The organism is Vibrio sp. R12-SW3-ISO1 (genome assembly GCF_059834005.1).
In genome coordinates this window covers 63,775-82,942 of sequence record NZ_JCBDGK010000052.1, presented here as the reverse complement: position 1 = coordinate 82,942, position 19,168 = coordinate 63,775, and the positions used below count along the sequence as shown (strand labels likewise).

20 protein-coding genes are annotated in these 19,168 nt (G+C 49.0%); 2 read left to right on the top strand and 18 right to left on the bottom strand.

All coding sequences use genetic code 11. From position 1 onward, the window contains the following. Positions 1 to 30: 30 nt before the first annotated feature. Positions 31 to 507, bottom strand: a complete 477-nt coding sequence (locus AC6R0R_RS17150) for a Dps family protein (protein WP_500627597.1) — start codon at positions 505 to 507, stop codon at positions 31 to 33. 288 nt (positions 508 to 795) lie between these two features. On the opposite strand from AC6R0R_RS17150, the gene AC6R0R_RS17145 reads away from it, so the two are divergent. Further along, the gene (locus AC6R0R_RS17145; RefSeq protein ID WP_500627596.1) at positions 796 to 1,662 is read left to right on the top strand and encodes a patatin-like phospholipase family protein; all 867 of its coding nucleotides are present in this window, start codon (positions 796 to 798) and stop codon (positions 1,660 to 1,662) included. Between the two features lie 23 nt (positions 1,663 to 1,685). On the opposite strand, the gene AC6R0R_RS17140 is transcribed toward AC6R0R_RS17145, so the two are convergent. The 7 genes from AC6R0R_RS17140 to AC6R0R_RS17110 all read right to left on the bottom strand — a co-directional run bounded on the left by AC6R0R_RS17140 (position 1,686) and on the right by AC6R0R_RS17110 (position 8,307). Continuing rightward, entirely contained in the window at positions 1,686 to 2,288 is a 603-nt protein-coding gene (locus AC6R0R_RS17140; RefSeq protein WP_500627595.1) for a 2OG-Fe(II) oxygenase, read from the bottom strand. Between the two features lie 101 nt (positions 2,289 to 2,389). After that, positions 2,390 to 3,028, bottom strand: coding sequence for a response regulator (locus tag AC6R0R_RS17135; RefSeq protein ID WP_334552393.1), 639 nt, complete (start codon positions 3,026 to 3,028; stop codon positions 2,390 to 2,392). Then, positions 3,021 to 4,382, bottom strand: coding sequence for a cache domain-containing protein (locus tag AC6R0R_RS17130; RefSeq protein WP_334552394.1), 1,362 nt, complete (start codon positions 4,380 to 4,382; stop codon positions 3,021 to 3,023). Before AC6R0R_RS17130 ends, AC6R0R_RS17135 begins: the two co-directional genes overlap by 8 nt. An 85-nt stretch (positions 4,383 to 4,467) precedes the next feature. Then, positions 4,468 to 5,751 carry a TRAP transporter large permease gene (locus AC6R0R_RS17125; protein WP_334552395.1) on the bottom strand — a complete coding sequence of 428 codons (1,284 nt, stop codon included), beginning with the start codon at positions 5,749 to 5,751 and terminating at the stop codon, positions 4,468 to 4,470. 11 nt (positions 5,752 to 5,762) lie between these two features. Then, positions 5,763 to 6,302, bottom strand: coding sequence for a TRAP transporter small permease subunit (locus tag AC6R0R_RS17120; protein ID WP_334552396.1), 540 nt, complete (start codon positions 6,300 to 6,302; stop codon positions 5,763 to 5,765). A 152-nt stretch (positions 6,303 to 6,454) separates the two neighbouring features. Then, a complete protein-coding gene (locus tag AC6R0R_RS17115) occupies positions 6,455 to 7,543 on the bottom strand; it encodes a TRAP transporter substrate-binding protein (RefSeq protein ID WP_487901226.1) in 1,089 nt (362 codons plus the stop codon). 398 nt (positions 7,544 to 7,941) lie between these two features. Beyond that, positions 7,942 to 8,307, bottom strand: coding sequence for a MarR family transcriptional regulator (locus AC6R0R_RS17110; RefSeq protein WP_500627594.1), 366 nt, complete (start codon positions 8,305 to 8,307; stop codon positions 7,942 to 7,944). Positions 8,308 to 8,533: 226 nt separating this feature from the next. Between AC6R0R_RS17110 and AC6R0R_RS17105 the strand changes: the two genes are divergently transcribed. After that, complete coding sequence (locus tag AC6R0R_RS17105; RefSeq protein WP_487901225.1) at positions 8,534 to 9,202, top strand: DUF2982 domain-containing protein; 669 nt, start codon at positions 8,534 to 8,536, stop codon at positions 9,200 to 9,202. A gap of 45 nt (positions 9,203 to 9,247) precedes the next feature. Here AC6R0R_RS17105 and AC6R0R_RS17100 read toward each other — a convergent pair whose 3' ends face one another. From AC6R0R_RS17100 to AC6R0R_RS17055, 10 genes are all read right to left on the bottom strand, one after another. Next, the gene (locus AC6R0R_RS17100) at positions 9,248 to 9,904 is read right to left on the bottom strand and encodes an MBL fold metallo-hydrolase (protein WP_500627593.1); all 657 of its coding nucleotides are present in this window, start codon (positions 9,902 to 9,904) and stop codon (positions 9,248 to 9,250) included. Positions 9,905 to 9,969: 65 nt separating this feature from the next. After that, the gene (gene mepK / locus AC6R0R_RS17095) at positions 9,970 to 10,512 is read right to left on the bottom strand and encodes a peptidoglycan L,D-endopeptidase MepK (RefSeq protein ID WP_334552401.1); all 543 of its coding nucleotides are present in this window, start codon (positions 10,510 to 10,512) and stop codon (positions 9,970 to 9,972) included. A gap of 180 nt (positions 10,513 to 10,692) precedes the next feature. Beyond that, positions 10,693 to 12,246 carry a L,D-transpeptidase family protein gene (locus AC6R0R_RS17090; protein WP_500627592.1) on the bottom strand — a complete coding sequence of 518 codons (1,554 nt, stop codon included), beginning with the start codon at positions 12,244 to 12,246 and terminating at the stop codon, positions 10,693 to 10,695. Positions 12,247 to 12,373: 127 nt separating this feature from the next. Continuing rightward, on the bottom strand, positions 12,374 to 13,456 hold the full coding sequence (locus tag AC6R0R_RS17085; RefSeq protein WP_500627591.1) for a DUF1513 domain-containing protein: 1,083 nt from the start codon (positions 13,454 to 13,456) through the stop codon (positions 12,374 to 12,376). Then, entirely contained in the window at positions 13,446 to 14,474 is a 1,029-nt protein-coding gene (locus tag AC6R0R_RS17080) for an imelysin family protein (protein ID WP_500627590.1), read from the bottom strand. The genes AC6R0R_RS17085 and AC6R0R_RS17080 overlap by 11 nt, the downstream gene beginning before the upstream one ends. Positions 14,475 to 14,483: 9 nt before the next feature. After that, on the bottom strand, positions 14,484 to 15,821 hold the full coding sequence (locus AC6R0R_RS17075) for a di-heme oxidoreductase family protein (RefSeq protein WP_500627738.1): 1,338 nt from the start codon (positions 15,819 to 15,821) through the stop codon (positions 14,484 to 14,486). A 193-nt stretch (positions 15,822 to 16,014) separates the two neighbouring features. Further along, positions 16,015 to 17,274 (bottom strand): imelysin family protein, encoded by a 1,260-nt coding sequence (locus AC6R0R_RS17070; RefSeq protein ID WP_500627589.1) that lies wholly within the window; start codon positions 17,272 to 17,274, stop codon positions 16,015 to 16,017. A gap of 178 nt (positions 17,275 to 17,452) precedes the next feature. Continuing rightward, a complete protein-coding gene (locus AC6R0R_RS17065; protein WP_420378209.1) occupies positions 17,453 to 18,094 on the bottom strand; it encodes a GTP cyclohydrolase II in 642 nt (213 codons plus the stop codon). A gap of 181 nt (positions 18,095 to 18,275) precedes the next feature. Beyond that, positions 18,276 to 18,446 (bottom strand): hypothetical protein, encoded by a 171-nt coding sequence (locus tag AC6R0R_RS17060; RefSeq protein WP_487901218.1) that lies wholly within the window; start codon positions 18,444 to 18,446, stop codon positions 18,276 to 18,278. A 232-nt stretch (positions 18,447 to 18,678) separates the two neighbouring features. Continuing rightward, positions 18,679 to 19,152 carry a DUF2947 domain-containing protein gene (locus AC6R0R_RS17055; RefSeq protein WP_334552407.1) on the bottom strand — a complete coding sequence of 158 codons (474 nt, stop codon included), beginning with the start codon at positions 19,150 to 19,152 and terminating at the stop codon, positions 18,679 to 18,681. Positions 19,153 to 19,168: the final 16 nt, after the last annotated feature.

Genomic DNA, 19,168 nt, shown 5'->3' with positions numbered 1-19,168 from the left:
CCCATAAATAGGTGGGTAAAAGCCGTGCCATTACTGCAAATACGCGTTTAGCATCCATAGCAGTTTCTCTTGTTCACGGATGTAATCTCCCATCAGTGCCGCCGTGCCCTCATCCGCAGCGTCACCCGATTGCTCTAGGATCGTGCGTTGTTTACTCAGGAGCACACTGAAGCCGTCAACCAAACCTTTGACACACTCGCTCCCTTGTGTCGCGTTTTTGTGCTCTTGAATCGTACTGCCTTCAAGGTATTGGGTGAAGCTGTGGTCTGGCGTGAAACCTAACGTCAAGATTCGCTCTGCCAATTCATCGATTTTGGTTTGCAGATCAGTGTAGATCTCTTCGAATTTCACATGCAGCTCAAAAAATTGCTGGCCTTTGATGTTCCAGTGGTAACCACGGGTATTCATGTAAAGCACTTGATAGTGTGCAAGAAGATCGTTGAGCTCAACGGCGAGTTGCTGTGCTTTGTCTTTATCTAGACCAATAAGATTAACTTGTGATGTCATAGTTTTGCCCTCTAAAACAACGTGTCTAACCACTTAAGTATTTAAAAAACTCAGGTGTTTGAGAATGACTTACGCCCTTTTGATACGGTGCGTTGTCGTGATGGGTTTAATATATCGCCACAGAGTAAATAGGTAAAACCGCTTAAATCTATTGCTTTAATAGCTTAAAACAATTGATCCAATTGTTCGATTTGACCTATCCCAGCAATTTGCATAAACGATTTACCAACACCGACCCATTTACATACTCTGGTAAGACCTGTTTAATGAAATGAGTTGAGAGAAAGCATGAAAGCACTGGTTGTGGAAGGCGGCGCGATGCGCGGAATCTTCGCCGCAGGCGTATTGGATACGTTTATCCACCAAGACTACTACCCTTACGACTTTACGCTTGGTGTGTCGGCTGGCTCCACCAATCTCATCGGTTACTTGTCTAAACAGCCCGAGCGCAGCTTTAATGTCATCACCCAACTCGCCACCGACCGTCGCTTTTACGATCCGAGACGCTTTTTAAAGGGGGGAAATCTGGTCGATGTCGGCTGGCTTATCCGCGAATCAAACCGTCGTTATCCGATCAATGAAACCATGATGTTTGGTAACATGCCGCTGATTGCAGCTGCGACCAATATTGATACCGGAGAAGCGGACTATTATCAGGTCAAACCGCACAACTTAGAGCAAGTGATTGAGGCGACTTGCGCTCTGCCTATTGCGTACAAACATACGCCCTGCTTTTCGGGCAATTGCTACACAGACGGCGGCGTGTCGGATTCGATCCCTGTCGCAGAGGCGCACCGACGCGGCGCCAGAGAGATCACTGTGATTCTGTCACACCCGCTGAGCTATCGAATGCCAAAAGCAAAACATCCTTGGCTAATGAGGCGATTGCTGGCCAAATATCCCGCCATCGCCAACGCGATGGCAGTGAGAGCAGAGAACTACAACCGCTCGCTCGACTTTATCCGCAATCCACCGAAAGGCACGCAGATTAGAGTCATCGCACCTGATGAGACGTTTCAAGTGAATCGCCTCACCATGCGTCAAGACCGATTGTTAGATGGCTATAAAATGGGGCTAAGAGAAGGCAATAAGCATCTGGCGAGTCGTGCCGGCACATACGGTCTAACCCGAGAAAACTGTCACTTTTGCCTTTGAGGTCGCTCGCGGAGGCCGTAGCGTTAGCGCGCAATATCGAGCTGGTTGCCCTGCACGCCGTTGACTCGAAACCACCCAGCGATACTGTATCGTTCCGCTTGGGTGGGCAGTACCTCATGAGGAAATTGCTCAGAGAAAAACACCAGCAAGCGACCCGCTTTCGGCGCGACCTTCTCAATCATTTGATCGTTGAGATCGTAAATCACTAACTCGCCTTGGTCGGCTTCATGCCACTCTTCATTCATGTAAAACACCGTCGTTAAGCGGCGGTTTTCATTGCCTTTAAAGCTGTCGAGATGCTTTTGATAAGAGTCACCGCGCTCATACTTAGCAAAGTGCGCTTCATATTCAAAGAGGCCGAGGAAAAAGTGCTGGTTGGCCGCCAGACGAATACGCTCCATCTTGTCTAGGTAAGCCTGAACAGGTTCGCCCATCGCAGGAGACAACCAGTGAATCTTGTCGCTTCGAATCGAGGCTGCGCGAACCGTCTCTTCATTGCGGCCAATGCGTGCTTTTTTCCAGGTGTCCGGTAGGCAATCACGAAGCTCCGCCACTTCGTGTTCTGAAAGAAAATCATCCCAAATATAGTAACCGTGTGTAAAAAGTGCATCGATTAGCGCGTTCATCAGCCGTTGGCGTTCCATGAATTAATAGGAAAACGCCTTATACCGAAGTGGTAATGCAATCGGCAATTGCGACTTTTTGTCGTAACGATTAATTAGGGTCGTTAAACGTCTAATCCGTGTTCAACGGCATACTTGGCCAATTCTGCGGTACTGTGCAAATCGAGCTTATGTTTGATGTTTTGACGATGGGTCTCAACGGTTCGAAAACTGATATTGAGCAGCGCCGCGATCTTTTTGCTGCTGTTGCCTTGTGCCACCAACTTAAGTACCGCTTCTTCTCGGCGACTCAATGGATTGGGCTTTTGCGCGGCGGGAATCACCTCTTGGGAAAAGAGGGTTTGCGTTACTGATTCACAGAAGTAGGTTGAGCCTTGATAGACGGTTTTGATGGCCTGCACCATACGTGTGGCACAAATCTCTTTGAGCATGTAGCCGACCGCCCCAGCCTGCATCACCTTCATGATGTATTCGCGGTTATCGTGCATGGTTAACATCAGCACTTTGACCTCGGGCATTTCTTCTTTGATAAGGCGGGTCGCATCAATGCCGTTCATCAGCGGCATACTGACATCCATTAAAACCACATCTGGATTCAGTGCCTTGACCACATCAATCGCTTCTAAACCATTACTGGCACAGCCTACTACTCGAATCTCAGGCTCTTGTTTTAACCGTGCGATGAATCCATCCAGCACCACTTGGTGATCGTCCACGATCACCACTTCAATTGGTTTATCCATACACTAATCCTTCCAGTTCGAGTAAGACGGTAATTTCAGTACCCAGCCCGGCGTCACTCTCGATTTCAATCTCTCCACCAATAAATTCTACGCGTTCGCGCATATTCCTCAGTCCAATACCATTTTTTCTCAACGCGGACGTCACATCAAACCCGACGCCGTCATCTCTAATGATCAACTGCAGCATGCTGCCCATCTGCTGCAATATTAGGGTAACGTTTTTCGCCTGCGCATGTTTCTCGATGTTGGTCAAAGACTCCTGAGCAATACGATACAAAGTTGTTGCCACTTCTGATTTTAGCTTGCCTTTCTCTGTGTGGATCGACGCTTCAACATCAATCCCCGAGTGCAGTTTGAAATCGTGCAGCAGGGTTTTCAGCGCAGCCTCAAGGCCGATGTCATCTAATGCGCTCGGGCGCAATTGGTGAGAAATGTGTCTGACCTCGTTGATCGCCGTCAGCAGCGAATTTTGCGACTGAGTGACGTATTGCTGAAGGACGGCGTCATCAAGCTTATTACCGAGCAGCTCAAGATGGCACTTGCTAGAGACCAACAGTTGGTTGATGCCATCGTGCAGTTCTCGGGCAAGATGCTTCTTCTCATCCTCTTGAAACATCACCGTTTTATGTGCCAGCTCCTTCAAACTTTTATCCGCCAAACGGTGCTCGTGAAGATTGACTGCCAAGGTGATGACAACAATCACCGCGACCGTGACCACCACAATGACAATCACAGAAAAAAAGGTCGTTTCGATGTTTTTGTTCACTTCAGAGCGCAAATTGGCCACTTCTTGGGTAATGTCTTCGATGTACACCCCAGTGCCGATCATCCATTGCCAGCGATCCAGCCAAGCCGCGTAGCTAAGCTTGGGGACATTTTCCCCCGTTGACGGTTTTTGCCACAAATAGCGGTGGTAGCCGCCGCCGCTGCGCGCTTGCATCAACAATGAAGCAATCAAGTGGTCGCCGTTTTCATCTTGCAGATCGTAAAGGTTTTCGCCTACTAGATGGGGCATCACAGGGTGGACTAAGTTGGTCCCTTCGCCATCATAGGCAAAAAAATAGCCATCTTTGTCTTTGCCATAGCGGAGTTTATTGAGGATAGATTTGACCTCTTGTTTGGCCACCTCTTCCGGCAAATGAGGGTCATTGTAGATGTAGGCGATCGCATCAAACGCAAGATCCACGCTGTCTTTCAGTGCCGACTCTTTTGACTTGATTAAGCCACTCTCAAAAATCTCAATTTCTTGCTCACCTAGGGTTTTCGCCTGATGAATTGAGATCCAACTGGTGATGGCCGTCACCAGAAGCAAAGGCACAAGGCTAAGCAAGATCAGCTTGGCTTGTAACGGCATTCCTTCTCCCCATTTAACACAAAGGCCACCCGATTTGGGTGGCCTCCACTTTAGCAGGAGTTGTTAATCAACTGTAATTGAGTGATCACATTCCGTAAAATTGAGGGAAGACCAACAGCGACGCCAGTACCAGGATTTGAATCGCAATAAACGGCACCACGCCTCGGTAGATATCCGTGGTGGTGACCCCTTTCGGCGCAACGCCCTTGAGATAGAAGAGACTGAAACCAAAAGGCGGTGTTAAGAATGAGGTCTGCAAGTTCATCGCAATCAAGATAGCAAACCAAGTCATATTGATGCCTAACAGCTCCGCCACAGGCGCGATGATGGGTACGATGATGAAACAGATTTCAACGAAGTCGATGAAAAAGCCCAACACCAAGATGACCAGCATGGTGATGATCAAAAAGCCCCATTTCTCGCCAGGAATTTGTAGCATCCACTCTTCGACCAAGTAGTCACCACCGGTATAGGTGAACGCCATCGAAAAAGCGGTGGCACCCAACAAGATAGCAAAAACCATCGCGGTCACTTTAACCGTCTCTTTTGCCGCGTCATACACCATACCCCAGCTAAATTGCTTATAAAGCAGAGCAAGAACGATAGCACCCGCGCCACCAAGCGCTGCCGACTCCGTCGGTGTCGCCACGCCAGCAAAAATAGACCCAAGAACGACCACAATTAAGGCCAACGGTGGGATCACCGCTTTAAGCGCCGTGATCACTTCTTGCTTACGGCTGATGCTGCCATCACTTGGAATCGGTTGCGCCGCCTCTGGGTTGAGTTTCGCGTAAATCAAAATATAAATGACGTACGCACCAACCAAGACTAGCCCCGGCCATACTGCCGCTTGAAACAGATCGCCGACAGGTACGCCCAACACATCACCGAGCAAAATTAACACGATAGAGGGCGGAATGATCTGGCCTAGTGTGCCAGACGCACAGATGGTGCCGCAGGCCAATCCCTTGTCGTAATTATATTTAAGCATCACAGGCAGTGAAATCAGCCCCATCGCCACCACCGAGGCCCCCACGACACCAGTAGAGGCCGCAAGCAACGCTCCCACCAGCACGGTGGAAATCGCAATACCTCCGCGAACGCCACCGAATAAGCGCCCCATAGACTCAAGCAACTGCTCCGCCAGACGCGTCTTTTGCAGCACCAAGCCCATAAAAACAAATAACGGCACAGCCATGAGCACCGTGTTTTCCATAATGGATTGGATGCGATAAGGCATAAAGGCAAACATATCCATGCCTTCGGCCCACACACCAAAAATCAATGCAATGCCGCCAAAGGTGAAAGCGACAGGAAAGCCCAGCAGCAGTGCAAACAAGGCGACGAAAAACATTACAATACCGACCATCTTCTTGTCTCCTAGTGCTGATCTTTGCTGTTAACGTACAGCAGCTGTGGGTTAAAAATCTTATTGAGGGAGTGGATCAATAATCCAATACCACTGATGGCCATAAAGAAGAAGGAAACCGGAATCATGGCTTTGATGATCCAGCGGTAAGGCAGACCACCGGGGTCGCCCGATGTTTCACCTAACGCATAGCTCTCTTTGGCGAAATCGATACCAAACCACGCCACCAACAAACAAAATGGGAAAAGAAAGACCACGGTACCGAGTAGATCAATGATCGCTTGGGCGCGCATCGATAGTCGCTCGTAGAAAAGATCCACTCGAACATGCCCGCCCGCTTTCAGCGCATAAGGGACACCCAACAAAAACACGGCTGAAAAGAGATGCCACTCCATTTCTTGAAACGCGATGGAGACATCATTAAATGCGTAACGCATCACCACGTCATAGACAACGTTGGCAAGCAATAAGATAAAAAGAATACTGGATAGCCAGCCTAGAAAGTCACCAAAGCGATTAAAAATACGCTCGACATAGATAAGACTTCTCATTCCCTACTCCATGGAATTTTGAAAGCGTGTTGCAAGTTAGGCTTACAACACTTTGATTACACTCGATATACGCTCTGTTTTAGGCTCAGAATCTAGTGAGTGAGGTTTCTTGGGCTTGCGCCGAGACACACTCGGCGCTTAGGTCATTGCTGTTATTGTGCCGAACTGTTGAGGTAGGCACGGGTAGAAATGTCTGTCCAAGAACGCACTTGCTGCATATAAGCCGCTTGTGACTCTTGAATTTCCTTCGCAAGCGCATCTTCATCTGCATGCTGCTTAAGTAGACGATCGTTCGCTTCACGTAGCGCCGTCATCACTTCCGCTGGGAAATCTTTAACTTGAACATTTGGGTATTCAGTTTTGATAGAAACCCAGTTTTTACCACTTTCGTGCTTAGATTGGGTGTACATATCGTACGCTGCAGTCTTCATCGCGACTTGCAAGATCGCTTTCAGATCATCTGGCAGTTTTTCCCAAGTACGCTTGTTGACGAGGAACTGAAGCTCAGTTGCTGGCTCGTGCCAACCTGTGTAGTAGTATGGCGCGATTTTGTGGAAACCCATACGTAGGTCAAGTGATGGACCTACCCACTCAAGCGCATCAATGGTGCGGCGCTCTAGCGAGGTGTAGAGTTCACCCGGTGCAATGTTGGTTGGTTTCGCACCTAGCTCCGCAAGGATTTCACCAGCGAAACCTGGGATACGCATTTTAAGACCTTGCAAGTCTTCCACTGAGTTGATCTCTTTTTGGAACCAGCCGCCCATCTGCACGTCTGTGTTACCGCCTGGGAACGACATCAAATTGTGTGGCGAATACACTTTTTCCATCAGTTCCATACCACCGCCGTAGTAGAACCAAGCGTATTGCTCTGTGGGCAGCATGCCGAATGGCATTGAGGTGAAGTACAAGGTGTTTGGCACTTTGCCTTTCCAGTAATACGACGCGGAGTGGCCCATGTCGTATTGGCCCGATTTCACCATATCAAACACGCCAAGCGGCGCTTTGTGTTTGTTGGCAGAATCAATACGGATTTGCAGGCGGCCGTTAGACATTTCTTCCGCCATTTTCGCCATGTTCTTCGTCGCGTCACCAAAAATCGGGAAGTTTGGTCCCCAAGTTTCGGCCAGTTTCAGACGATAGACTTTTTCCGCTGCGTTTGCGGAGGTCGCCGCAACCGCGAGCGCCGCAGCCATCGCGGTCCCTTTCAGTACTCGTTTCAACGTTTGTTTAATTAGACTCATGTTCACGTCCTTTGTTAGCTGTAGCAACTATCCAGTTACTTTTGTTTCGTTTACAGCTTGGTAGAAAGCTATTGATTATTAAATCAGCGTGAACACGCAGAAAAATTAACAAGCCCCGCAAGCCTTAGACCAAAGAATTACGTAGTAATACGTAGGGTAATTAACATCACTAAAAATAAATAGCCACTTATCAGTTAGTTATAAACCAGACAGATAAGTAGAAGATCAAATTATACGTAGTGATTGATAAGTAAAATGAATCAGTAGAAAGATGTGATATTTGTGACAAATGTTAAAAACTGGTTGTTATGCCCAATAAAAACACAAGAGCCTCGACATTCATCGAGGCTCTTGTGTTTGTGCTCACTCACAGAGCACTGCAATACTGAGCGTGCAGATTACATGGCTTTGTAGATAACCTTGTTGCCTGCTAGCTGCTCTTTAACGACGAGATTTTCGTCCAACAGTTTCTTAAGCGCACCCGTCGCCCATGAAGCCGCTTTCGCCTCTTCTTGACCAGCTGCGATGCCGATACCTTTTGGGTTGATGCCTTCACCGTTGGCCAGCACGATGTCTAGCACTTGTTGCTGTTTCGGTGTCAATGCCACGTCCACTGATTTCGCTGCGACGACTTTCTCAGCCGGTTTTTCAGCGGCTACTTTAGGTGCAGGCGCAGCTTTCGCTACCGCTTGAATGTTTGCTACCGTCGCTTTAATGCGTTTTTGCAGTTTCATCTGCACTTTACGCTTATGAGCTAATCTCATTGAATCTGTCTCCGTATCACTGCAGATTCACGAGGAATCGAGCAGCGGTTGAAATTTGAAGCGCGTTTTATAACAAAATTTCCGCACTATTTACAGAGTTAGGGCGGCTTTGTGCGCCAAAAATGCGCTATCTACCAAGATCAGACTACAATTTAAACAACGTATAAACTTATCGGTTCTGCTCATCGTAATATTAGAAGTCATTAGATTGTGACCGGAGAGCGACATGGAAACGCAACACCTTGTGAATCAGCCTATCAACCTTGCTTCCCCCTTGTGGCGAGTGTCACTGGCTTCTCTATTGTTGGTGGTGTTTGCAGCGTTAATGTTCTGGGCCCCCGGCTTTAAACCCTTCTTATTGGCGCTGTTCTTGCTCGGATTTTCGCTCTTCGTCGCCTATTGGTTGATTTTAAAAAGTACCGTCAAATACACCCTAACGTCGACCCATTTTCAGCAGCATCTGTTCAAAGGCGGCTGGGTAGTGAAATGGAACAACATCAGCCGCGTTGGTCTGTGTTACTACGATAGCGACGGTTGGCAGCAACCACTGCCTTGGATAGGCATCAAACTCAAACACTACTCGCCCTACCTCACTGGCGTGTGCCCTCGGATAGCGACAGAAATTTTGCTCAGCCAACGTGCACTACTTTACCTTGGCGCAAAACAGCACAAACAAGGAACGCGTTTTGAGGAGATTGTGTTGGACTCGGCCGATTACCACGACGAAGACGGGCAAGCCTTTACTGGTTTGCAAGCGATGCTCGCCAACCGCATGCGCTATCAACGCGCCTACTATGACTATGATATCTTCATCTCTACCCAAGACCTTGATCGCCCTGCCGATGAGTTTGTCGGTCTAATGCGACGTTACCTAGCCGCCGCAGAACCCGAATAGCGACCACAAAAAAGGCCGCATTCGCGACCTTTAGGGGAAGATTCATCAGTACAGCGGCATTTCATCCGCCACAAACGGGTTAGTGCGGCGTTCATGGCCGAAAGTAGATTCCGGTCCGTGACCGGGAACAAAGCGGACCTCATTACCTAGCGGCCACAGTTTTGATTTGATCGAATGAATCAAGGTGTCAAAGTCGCCTTTCGGGAAGTCCGTTCGACCGATGGAGCCGTTAAACAACACATCACCGACAAACGCCAGTTGCGCCGATGAACTGAACAACACCACGTGACCGGGAGTGTGGCCCGGAGTGTGAAGGACATCCAATTGCTGATGACCAAACGTGACCGTATCGCCATCCTCTAGCCACTCATGAGGTTCAAATGCACTGGTAAGCGGGAAACCAAACATTTGGCTCTGCCCTTCTAGTCCTTGCAACCAGAAGTTATCGTCTTTGTGTGGACCGACAATTTCAACACCGCCCAATGCATCAGAAAGAGGCTCTGTGCCGCCGACATGATCGAGATGACCATGAGTCAACACCAGTTTGACGACGTCGACACCCAACTCTTGGATAAGCGTTGCCAATGACTTCACGTCACCGCCTGGGTCAATGACGATGCCTTTCATGGTTTCATCACACCAGACGATGGAGCAGTTTTGAGAGAAGGAAGTAACAGGGACGACTTGGTATTTGAGTGCCATAATTCAGCCTTGAGTAACAGTTAAACTGGCTGAACTATGACACCACCGGTTTGATTTGACAACCGTTACGCCCAGTAGCGTACCGGTCCAGTGTCGATATGAACAAAGTCGCTACTTGGGTAAAATCCAACGCCGCCCGCTTTGAGCTCTCTAGCGGCATCGCGCACTTTCTTCAAATCCACACCATCGAGGCGAAAATCGATCGCTTGACCAAGCATGTGGTAGCTCTTCTTCGCCACACCACTTGACTGCGCACGCAGCGCTTCATTGGTGGCTGGAGAGCGGTAGCCGGAGACAATCTGCACTTCGGCTTCGACACCAAGCATAGTTTGTATTTTTGAAATTTGGTCAAACAAACGTTTATCCATTGGGTGAACCTCATTACGTCGAAAGTCACGACATAAATGGTTCAAACGTTTGAGCTCATTTTTAACGTACTTAGCACCGTCAAAGTAACAGGTTTCTAATGCTTCTCCAGTATGGAGATTACTCATAGCGAGGACACGTGGCTGCTGGGCTCGTGATGCGAATGCCACCCCGGGTAGACAACTTGCTACAACAATGCCACTGCCTGCCAACTGAATGAAATGTCTGCGTGATAAATCCAAAACTTTGCACCTTCATCAAATAGGGTAGTTATCAAGATGTCAGGACACTACCCGAGTCTAATAATAAGTGCAAATGCATAAAACGTGCACAATCTCAAAAATTTGAGCGGCACGTTTGCTTAGTAATTGAGCTGTCAGGCTATTTTTGTACGTTGATAGAATTGTAAATTTTTGGTCAGCTTAACTTTTTGTGTAACTGGATTTATCGAGGCGGTAAATATCGTCGCGGTAGTGGACAATCCCTTCCTCATACCATGCCGTTTGATAAATGATGTAGACCGGAATACGCGTGCGCAGCGCTACGGCCTTGTTCGATACCCATTCACTGCGATCGACATCATTGATACTCATGCCTTGTTGAGCAAGAAGCAAGTTGGCGAAGGTGTCCGCATGTTCAACGCGAATACATCCGGAGCTGAACGCTCGCGACGTTTGACTAAAGAGACCTTTGCTTGGCGTGTCGTGCAGATAAATCGCGCGCGCGTTGGGGGTATTAAACTTATACAGACCCAAGGCATTGTAACTGCCCGACATCTGCCGCATCCGATAAGGGAAAGACTTAGGTCTCAAGTTCTGCCAGTCTATCTCACTGGCCGGAATTGTCTCACTCGATCCCCATTTGGGAATGATATGGATATTGTGTTTAGTCAGATACTCAGGATCGCGTTTCACCTTAGGAATGATGTCCTCGACCATGATTTTCCATGGGATATTCCAAGTGGGATTGAATATCAAAGAGTCGAGACGAGTTTGCATTACTGGCGTAGGTCGTTTGGTTTTACCCACAATCACTTTGGATTCGAAAACCGTCTGACCGGCATGCCAATAGTGCATATCAAAGCTCGGCACATTGACCAAAATGAGCGTGTCGCGCTGAGCGGGCCACATTCGCATCCGCTCTGCATTGAGTGCGAGAGTTGTCATCCGTGATTCAATAGGTCGGTTTAGCCAGCCGATGGTCTCACTGCCAATAATGCCATCTTGTGTAAGGCCATGTAGCGCTTGAAAACGTTTAATCGCCGGCTCCAGTGTCACGTCGTACCAACTCACATCGCGTCTGACCTCATCTAAGTTGACGCCGACCATCGCCATACGTTCAAGCAACACGTCACGATCGGTCAGCGTATCCCCCACCCGCTTTAGACCTTGTTGGGTGTATTTGGGCACATCAATCTTTTGATACTTAAGGAGATCCAGATAGCTATCGACCAATTTTTGGTAGCCTTCGCTGTCGGGGGTGTAGGCTTCAATCAACTCAGCGAGCTGCTGATTGTGAGCTGCAGATTGAAACGCGAGCCAAGCATCACTGCTCAGCTGAGGTAACGCTGCATTGAGTGAGGCGCCAAAAAACCAATCTTCGCCTTGTGAGCGTGCGTGCTCGGCGTAACTGAGATAAAGCAGCAGTGTGTCAGTGGCGAGGATGTCATACTCATGCCAGCGATTACTCTTACGAAAGAAGGCCAAATAACTGAGTTGACGTGAAAACAGAGGGCTGAATTGCGCTTGCTGGATAACCTCAAGTTGGAACTCAAGTTTGGTGCTTTGTTGCAGATCGAACCAAATCATCTGGTCACTGTTCTGACGATAAGCCTGCTCCACCAGTTGCGGATATTGAACAATCTCATGCACTTGACTGCTACTGTCAATCCAACCGATTTGCTGAAAATGCTCCATGGCTTTGAGTGGGAACGCCATTACTAGGGTTACCCAAACACCGATCATCCATCTCTTCATACGCTCTCTCCGCCGTTTGCTTTTCAGCGTCCATGTGATCAGTATGGCAAAAAATAATGGGCGCGTGTGCACAGTTTATGAGAACGGCCATTAAAAGTGTATGACACTCTATCGCGAATTAATTGAACTATGTGATCCTAGACCAATGATTGTCCCATTGAACACCCGACTGTTGCCGAGTTTTCACCTTGGGTTGCTCTTGCGAGACCACTTGCCCTGAACCGGAGCTGACCATAAAACGTTGTTGATGAACAACCACACCAGAGGCATCGGCCAGTGCCGACAGTTCCACCAGCCGACCGGTCGCTTTACTCCAAATGCCATAGCAGTTTCCTCTTGGCGAGGTAGCAAGAATCCACTCTTGTGTAGCGGCAATACTGGCAATGTAGTGGTCAAAGCGCGCCCACTCTTCCGGCTCTGCTCGTAACGACACCATCTCTTCACCTGCGCTATGCATAGCCAGCAGTGATGGGGTCGCCTCCGGTTGGCCTCTGTATTGCTGACCGCACAACACGGTTTGATCGCCATCATGGGCGAGATGCCGGATACTCAAATACCTATCAGGTAGCGAGACTTGTTCCACCACATGGCCGTTGGCGTCAAGATAACTTAGGCTCGGCTGCATAGTGGTGAGATTCAAAGGTGTCCGCCCATCAGTGTGTACCCCTCCGACACCAATCACCAAGCGGTCATCAGGCATCACGATCACTTCATGCGGCCCAAGACCAAACCCGGTAAACTCTGCCACTTTCTTATAACCCGCCAGCACGTCGTAGACACCGATGATCCCGCGGCTAGATCCGCGTTCCCCTTCGGTGGCATAAAGCCACTGCCCATCATTGGAGTAAACGCCATGACCGTAGAAATGACGGTCACCTGCTGCAGCGCTTAGAGTGACAACGTCACCGGTATCGTAATCAAACACTAAAAAGTAGTGCCCTGGACGACGCGCAAACGCGACCGCGTGGCGAAGCCTTACCGATGTCGCGACACCATGCCCGCGGGAAGGGAGCGCGACTTGACGTATCGGCATGCCAGTGGCATCGGCCACCACCGCGCTAAAGCGATTCGGACCCGTCATCGCACAACCAATCAAATCGGGCTGCCCGGTATTCTTTTTCGCCGAGGCGCACCCCATAGGCATCCAAGGCACTGCGGCGCCGAGCAATGCGGCTTTCAATAGCTGTCGGCGTGTTGAATCAGTCACCATCGGTTGCATTAAATCCTATCACCACACCTAACTTGACAGCCACTTCATCGTGAATGAGATACTTCAGCTGCTCCAACTTATTGTACTGAGCATACGCCTCTCGGTAACCCTCTTTACTCTCAAGCAAAGTAAACAAGCTGTCGTCCTTAGGCCATGTGGTACTGATCAGCTCAAATTGGTTGAGCACGCGATCGGCAAGCTCACTATGCCCCTCGCGGCGTAAACGTGCATCTAAGCCATTACCGCCGGCCAGATAAAGAGCGTGCATCGCCTCGACGTTCGCATACAGGTTGGCCATCGATACTTGCGAGCGCCAAGATTCAGCGAAGTAGCGACGCGGCTGACCAAAATCCGCCAGCGGCAAGGTCATCTTTTTCATACTGAATTCGAGTTGATTGGACAGCAACGCTATGTACTCCGCCAGCCATTGCTCATCGTTCAGCGCTTGCCAAGGGTTGGTTTTCCACGCTTGGTGAATGGTATTGGCATTGTTGGCGAGTGTTTCGGTGATCGCTTGCGCCGTTTGGCAAGTGGTCTGTGAGCTCTCCAGTGTCGAACTGGCGTCATAAAGTAACCATTCCACTGCCCCCAATCCTTGCACCGTAACACTTTGCTGCGCGATCTCTGCTGCGGTCCATGTCGATGTCGTTAATGCGCTCATCTTGCGACCCGTGGTGTTCTTTTTATCTGGCCAGAACTGTAAGTTCCAGCTCTGTTCAAGGGCCTGTACCGGCCCGCGCTCCTGACCTTGGAGCGCCATCCAATCTTGCATCGTGGCTTGCCACTGGGTTTTGAGTTCTGGGTTGTGGTGACCATTTTGGCAATAGTTCACCATCTCAAGGTGCAAGGCTTGGGTTGAGTCAGCCAAACGCGCAGCAGCAAGGTATTCCACTTGATAGACACCTTGGCTAACGTGAGACGTGACTTCATAGCCGCTCTCTGACGTCGAGTGAGAGACGCTTTGGCAGCCAGACAAGCTCGCCGCTAAAACAACGGTCGATAGAGTAAAGGGCTTCATAAACGTTCCTTATAATGAGTTGAGAAAGGCGACCAACGCCTCACGCTCTTGTTGATTAAATGTCAGTACATGCTGCTTGGCAGGGAGGGCTTCTCCCCCGTGCCACAATACGGCTTCGAGTAAGTTTCGAGCTCGCCCATCGTGGAGGAAGTAGGTATGCCCATTCACTTCTTGTGTATAGCCTATACCCCAAAGCGGCGCGGTACGCCACTCTCGGCCCGTCGCCAAGTATTCGGGCCGATGGTCTGCAAGGCCTTCGCCCATATCATGCAGCAGCAAATCCGTATAAGGGTGAATGCGTTGCCCAGAAAGTGCAGGCAAGCCCTCTCGCTCGGCCGTCACAACGTCCGTTTTATGGCAACTGTCGCAGCCTGCTTGCGCAAACAAAGCCTGTCCCTGCTTCACCTTGGGGTCATTCATATTGCGGCGAATGGGCACCGCTAAGTGCTGAGAGTAGAATTCGACAAAGTCCAAAATATTGTCACTGACTTCCGGTGAGCCGCCGTTGGGCAAGTCACGGCACAGGCTTTGCGCTTGCGTGCAATTCTCTTCTGGGAATAAGCGGCTGGTGAGGCCAACATCGCCGTTAAATGCGGCGGCGTTTTGCTGCATCAAGGTCGGTTGCCCCGCTTTCCAGCCAAAACGACCAATGACATGGGTCTGTTTTTCAATATCCCACACGCGATTAAGTTTGCCTGAAATGCCATCTTGATTCTCATCGAGCTCATCGGCCCACTGCACAAGTGTGTCATCGGCGATACTTTCCAGTAGTCCTAGCCCTATCATCGGTGGCGCAATACGCGCTGAGATCTGAGTGTCCGGGTGAAGTGGCCCATAGCCGAGATCCGTCAACTCAACATGAGGTTTACGCAACGTGATGGTGGTGCCATCACTGAAGGCTTCTACATGGTTGGTGTAGGTGATCTTGATTTGCCCTTCCGCTCGCTGATCTTGAATAGCGAAATCTTGCAACTGTGCGCCGTAAGTCGGTTCTGGGATCACGCCATCACGAATGTACGCCGCTTTTTGCTCCGCCGTCATCGCTGGGATGCTGAGTCTTATCAGCATTGACACGGCATGCTGGTCGTTCTCTTCTGGTGGATGACCACGACCATCTTTGATGTGACAGTTTTGACAACCGTTGGTATTAAACAGCGGCCCTAACCCGTCTCTGGCATCGGTTGATGCAGGCGCTTGTACCCAGGGGTTGCGAAAGAAGCTATTGCCGACACTGAAATCCAAACGCTTACTCAAGGGTAAATTCGCCGCTGGGAGCGAATACGCATTCGGTCCCTCTTTGTTTACAGAGGTGGCGCCGCCTGACTTAACTTCATACGCATTCGCCATGGGCTGAAAGGCAAAAGCCAGTATGTATAGAGCCAATGAGCGCGAGGGTCGTCTGCTGGATAACGAAAGAGCTGAGTACAACATGATGAAAGGGACTTTTCCTTAAATCTAAACAAGAACTACTATCAAAAACCACTAGGGGATAAAAACAGCAAAAGGGCTCTAAAAAGAGCCCTTGGTTTTGATACCACGATTAAAATTCGTGGTCAGCGGTGTCAGGATTTAGGTTGGTGATACCCACAATTTTCGCCGCGCGCTCGATAGAAGCGGTCTGTGCAACCAGAGACATGATCGCTTCATTGACCAAGGCATTACCTTGCGCATTCCCTGATGCGATCAATTGGTCGAAATACTGACCTTGTTCAGCCGATGTGACCAACTCACCCACTTGGGCGCGTGTCACATCAAACTGTTTTTGGATCTCTGCTCCCGCTTGCGCATCTTGCTGTGTCACTAGATCATGCAGACTTGGGCCTGACAATAGTGTGCCATCTTGACGCTTGTAAAGACCGGTATAAACGTTGTATATACCTTGCTCATTGTAGTAGTGAGAGTTGTGCGTGTTGTCAGAGAAACAGTCGTGCTCATCTTCTGTTGAGTTGGCTTCTAGCGCGACTTTCATTCGCTCACCCGCCAGTTCACCAAGAGAGAGTGAACCCATTCCAAACAACATTTTACGCAAACCGTTCTCAGCAGAATCCGCCAGCAGGGCTTCACGGTAGTTGCCTTTTTCATCGGCAGACCACTGCTTTTCCATCCACTCTAGATCTTGGACCAACAAGTCTGCCGCCGCTTGCAAGTATTGACCACGGCGATCACAGTGACCATTGGTACAACCTTCACCCACTACGAAATCTGTGTAAGCACGTGCACCCGCGCCCGCATTGGTACCGTTCAGATCTTGGCCCCAAAGCAAGAATTCAATCGCATGGTAGCCCGATGCCACGTTCGCTTCTGATCCGCCCACTTCATTCAAGTCCGCAATCAGCTCAGGCGTGATGGTCGACACATCTAAGGTCGTCGCACCGATCTTCAGCTCTGTGTTGGCAACGATGTTAGCCGCCGCGCCTTCATTACCAAGTTCGTATTGATAGTCGCTCGATACGTAGTCAATCAAACCTTCATCCAAAGGCCAGGCGTTGAGTTGTCCTTCCCAATCATCAACAACGGTGTTACCAAAACGGAACACTTCCGATTGTTGGTAAGGAACGCGTGACGCGAGCCAGGCTTGTTTCACGGCTTCCAGTTTCGCCGCCGATGGATCAGCCAGAAACGACTCGATAGATTTGTCGAGTGTTTTTGCCGTGATCAGCGCGTCGGCAAAGACAGCGTGTGCAACATCCGCATAGTGTTCGACCACTTGCGCTTGGGTCACGTTGGCTGCGTACAACGATCCACTCGCCAATACGAGTGATGCAGTAACAGATTGAGCGAATAGAGACTTTACGTTCATGAAAGGGGCATCCTTGTTGAGCTTAACTATTATTTATATTACTAGCGCTAATCATTATCATTTGCACTACAGATGCCGATAATACAAATTTACAATTTTTTTGCAAGTAAGGATTCAGGGCGGATATAAAAAAACCTCACAAAAGTGAGGTTTTAATAATCGGTGGTAAATGAGTGTGTTACAGGTTGAGCTTATGCTTACCGTGCGACACTTTCGCCTGTAAGTAACCCTGATTGCCCTCTTTAAGGTGAGCAGAGGTATTGACGACTTCTTGAATCTCTATGCCGTGCTCTTTCAACTCTCGAATTTTCTTAGGGTTGTTGGTGACTAATCGGATAGTCTCTACACCCAGCGCTTTGAGCATTTGAGCCGCTTCAGTAAAGTCGCGCAAGTCATCGCCAAATCCTAGATGGTTGTTGGCTTCGTAGGTGTTCATCCCTTCACTTTGTAAACGATAGGCGTCTATTTTGTTGTAAAGACCGATTCCCCGCCCCTCTTGACGCAAATACAAAATAATACCGCCGAGCTCACCCATGCGGTTGATGGTTTCGTCCAACTGTTCGCCGCAATCGCAACGAGACGAATGAAAAACGTCACCGGTCAGGCATTCTGAATGCATGCGAACCAGAGGTGCTTGCTGCGTTTTGTCTGCTTGCTTAAAGATGATCGCGACGTGTTCTTTGTCTGTTTTAAGACCATGAAAAGAAAGGATTTCTGCGTCGATGTTGCTTTGGGCTCCGACTTTAAAATCCACTCTGGCTCTTACTTCCGCCATATGGGTTCTCACTTGCAACTTTCTATTATCATTATACGCGTTCATTGATAGCGCCTTTGCCGTTAACTATGGGGACTCTTACTGTAAAATTCAACGATAAGATCACTTTTGTTATAATATAACAATTTCCCTCTTAAGCAATTACGTTAGGCAATAAAAAACCCCAATCGATTCACTCAGATTGAGGTTGTCAGTCTTTGGTTGTTTAAACGCAGAGCGTGTGGACTTAGCTTTGTTGGCTCTTCCAGATATTGAGCTCAATCCATCGAGCTTCCAACTCTTTTAATTCCTCTTGGGTGAGCACCGCCAATGAGGACTCTTTATTCGCCGCAGGGGATTGCAGCGCATTGAGCTTAGAGTGAAAGTCTTTTTTCAGTTCTCGGATGATCGCGTCCACTGCTTTTCCTTAACCTTACCTATCGATGATATTTACCTGTGGATGATAATGCACGGTAGCGTCATATTCACACTATAAGTCTCAAACATGATAACAAATTGCGCATATCTTGCATTATGACGTCAGGTAAATGGGAGCGAAATCACTTTTATTCGCGGTTCAAAATAATCATTTCCCGCTTATGGAAATAAAGCAGTCACCCCGAAAAAAGCGGCTGGACGCCGCATATTGATTATTTACGACGCCCCAATTTTACTTGGCCGTCATCACTGAACCACAAGGCTTGATCACGGCGGCGGGCGATCAACATCGGGCCGTCATCGTAAAACAAAAAGTTCTTCCAGTGTTTTTTGAAAATAGCCCACTTAGTTTCGATGATGTTGTATTTCTCGTAACAAAAATAGACGGTGACATCATCTTGCCAATCAAGATGCTCAAGGACCGCTTGTGGTAAACTCTCGTCATCACTTTCCCAGTTGGCCATCCAGTCAACACTCTCAGACCAGTTGCTGGCTTTCATCGGCCAGTCAGATGAGCTAAAGCGCTCTGAATCGGGGCTTTGTGCACTGATGTTCTCTTTCCAAAGCTGCGCAGCTCTGGCTTGTGTCATGGGTTGCAGTTGCGCCAAGTCTTCTTCAGGCAATGGCATTGACTGGTGAGTAAAAATCCATTTTCTTTGGTATTCATCCAAAGGTATGTACGACATCAATAGTCCTCTACGT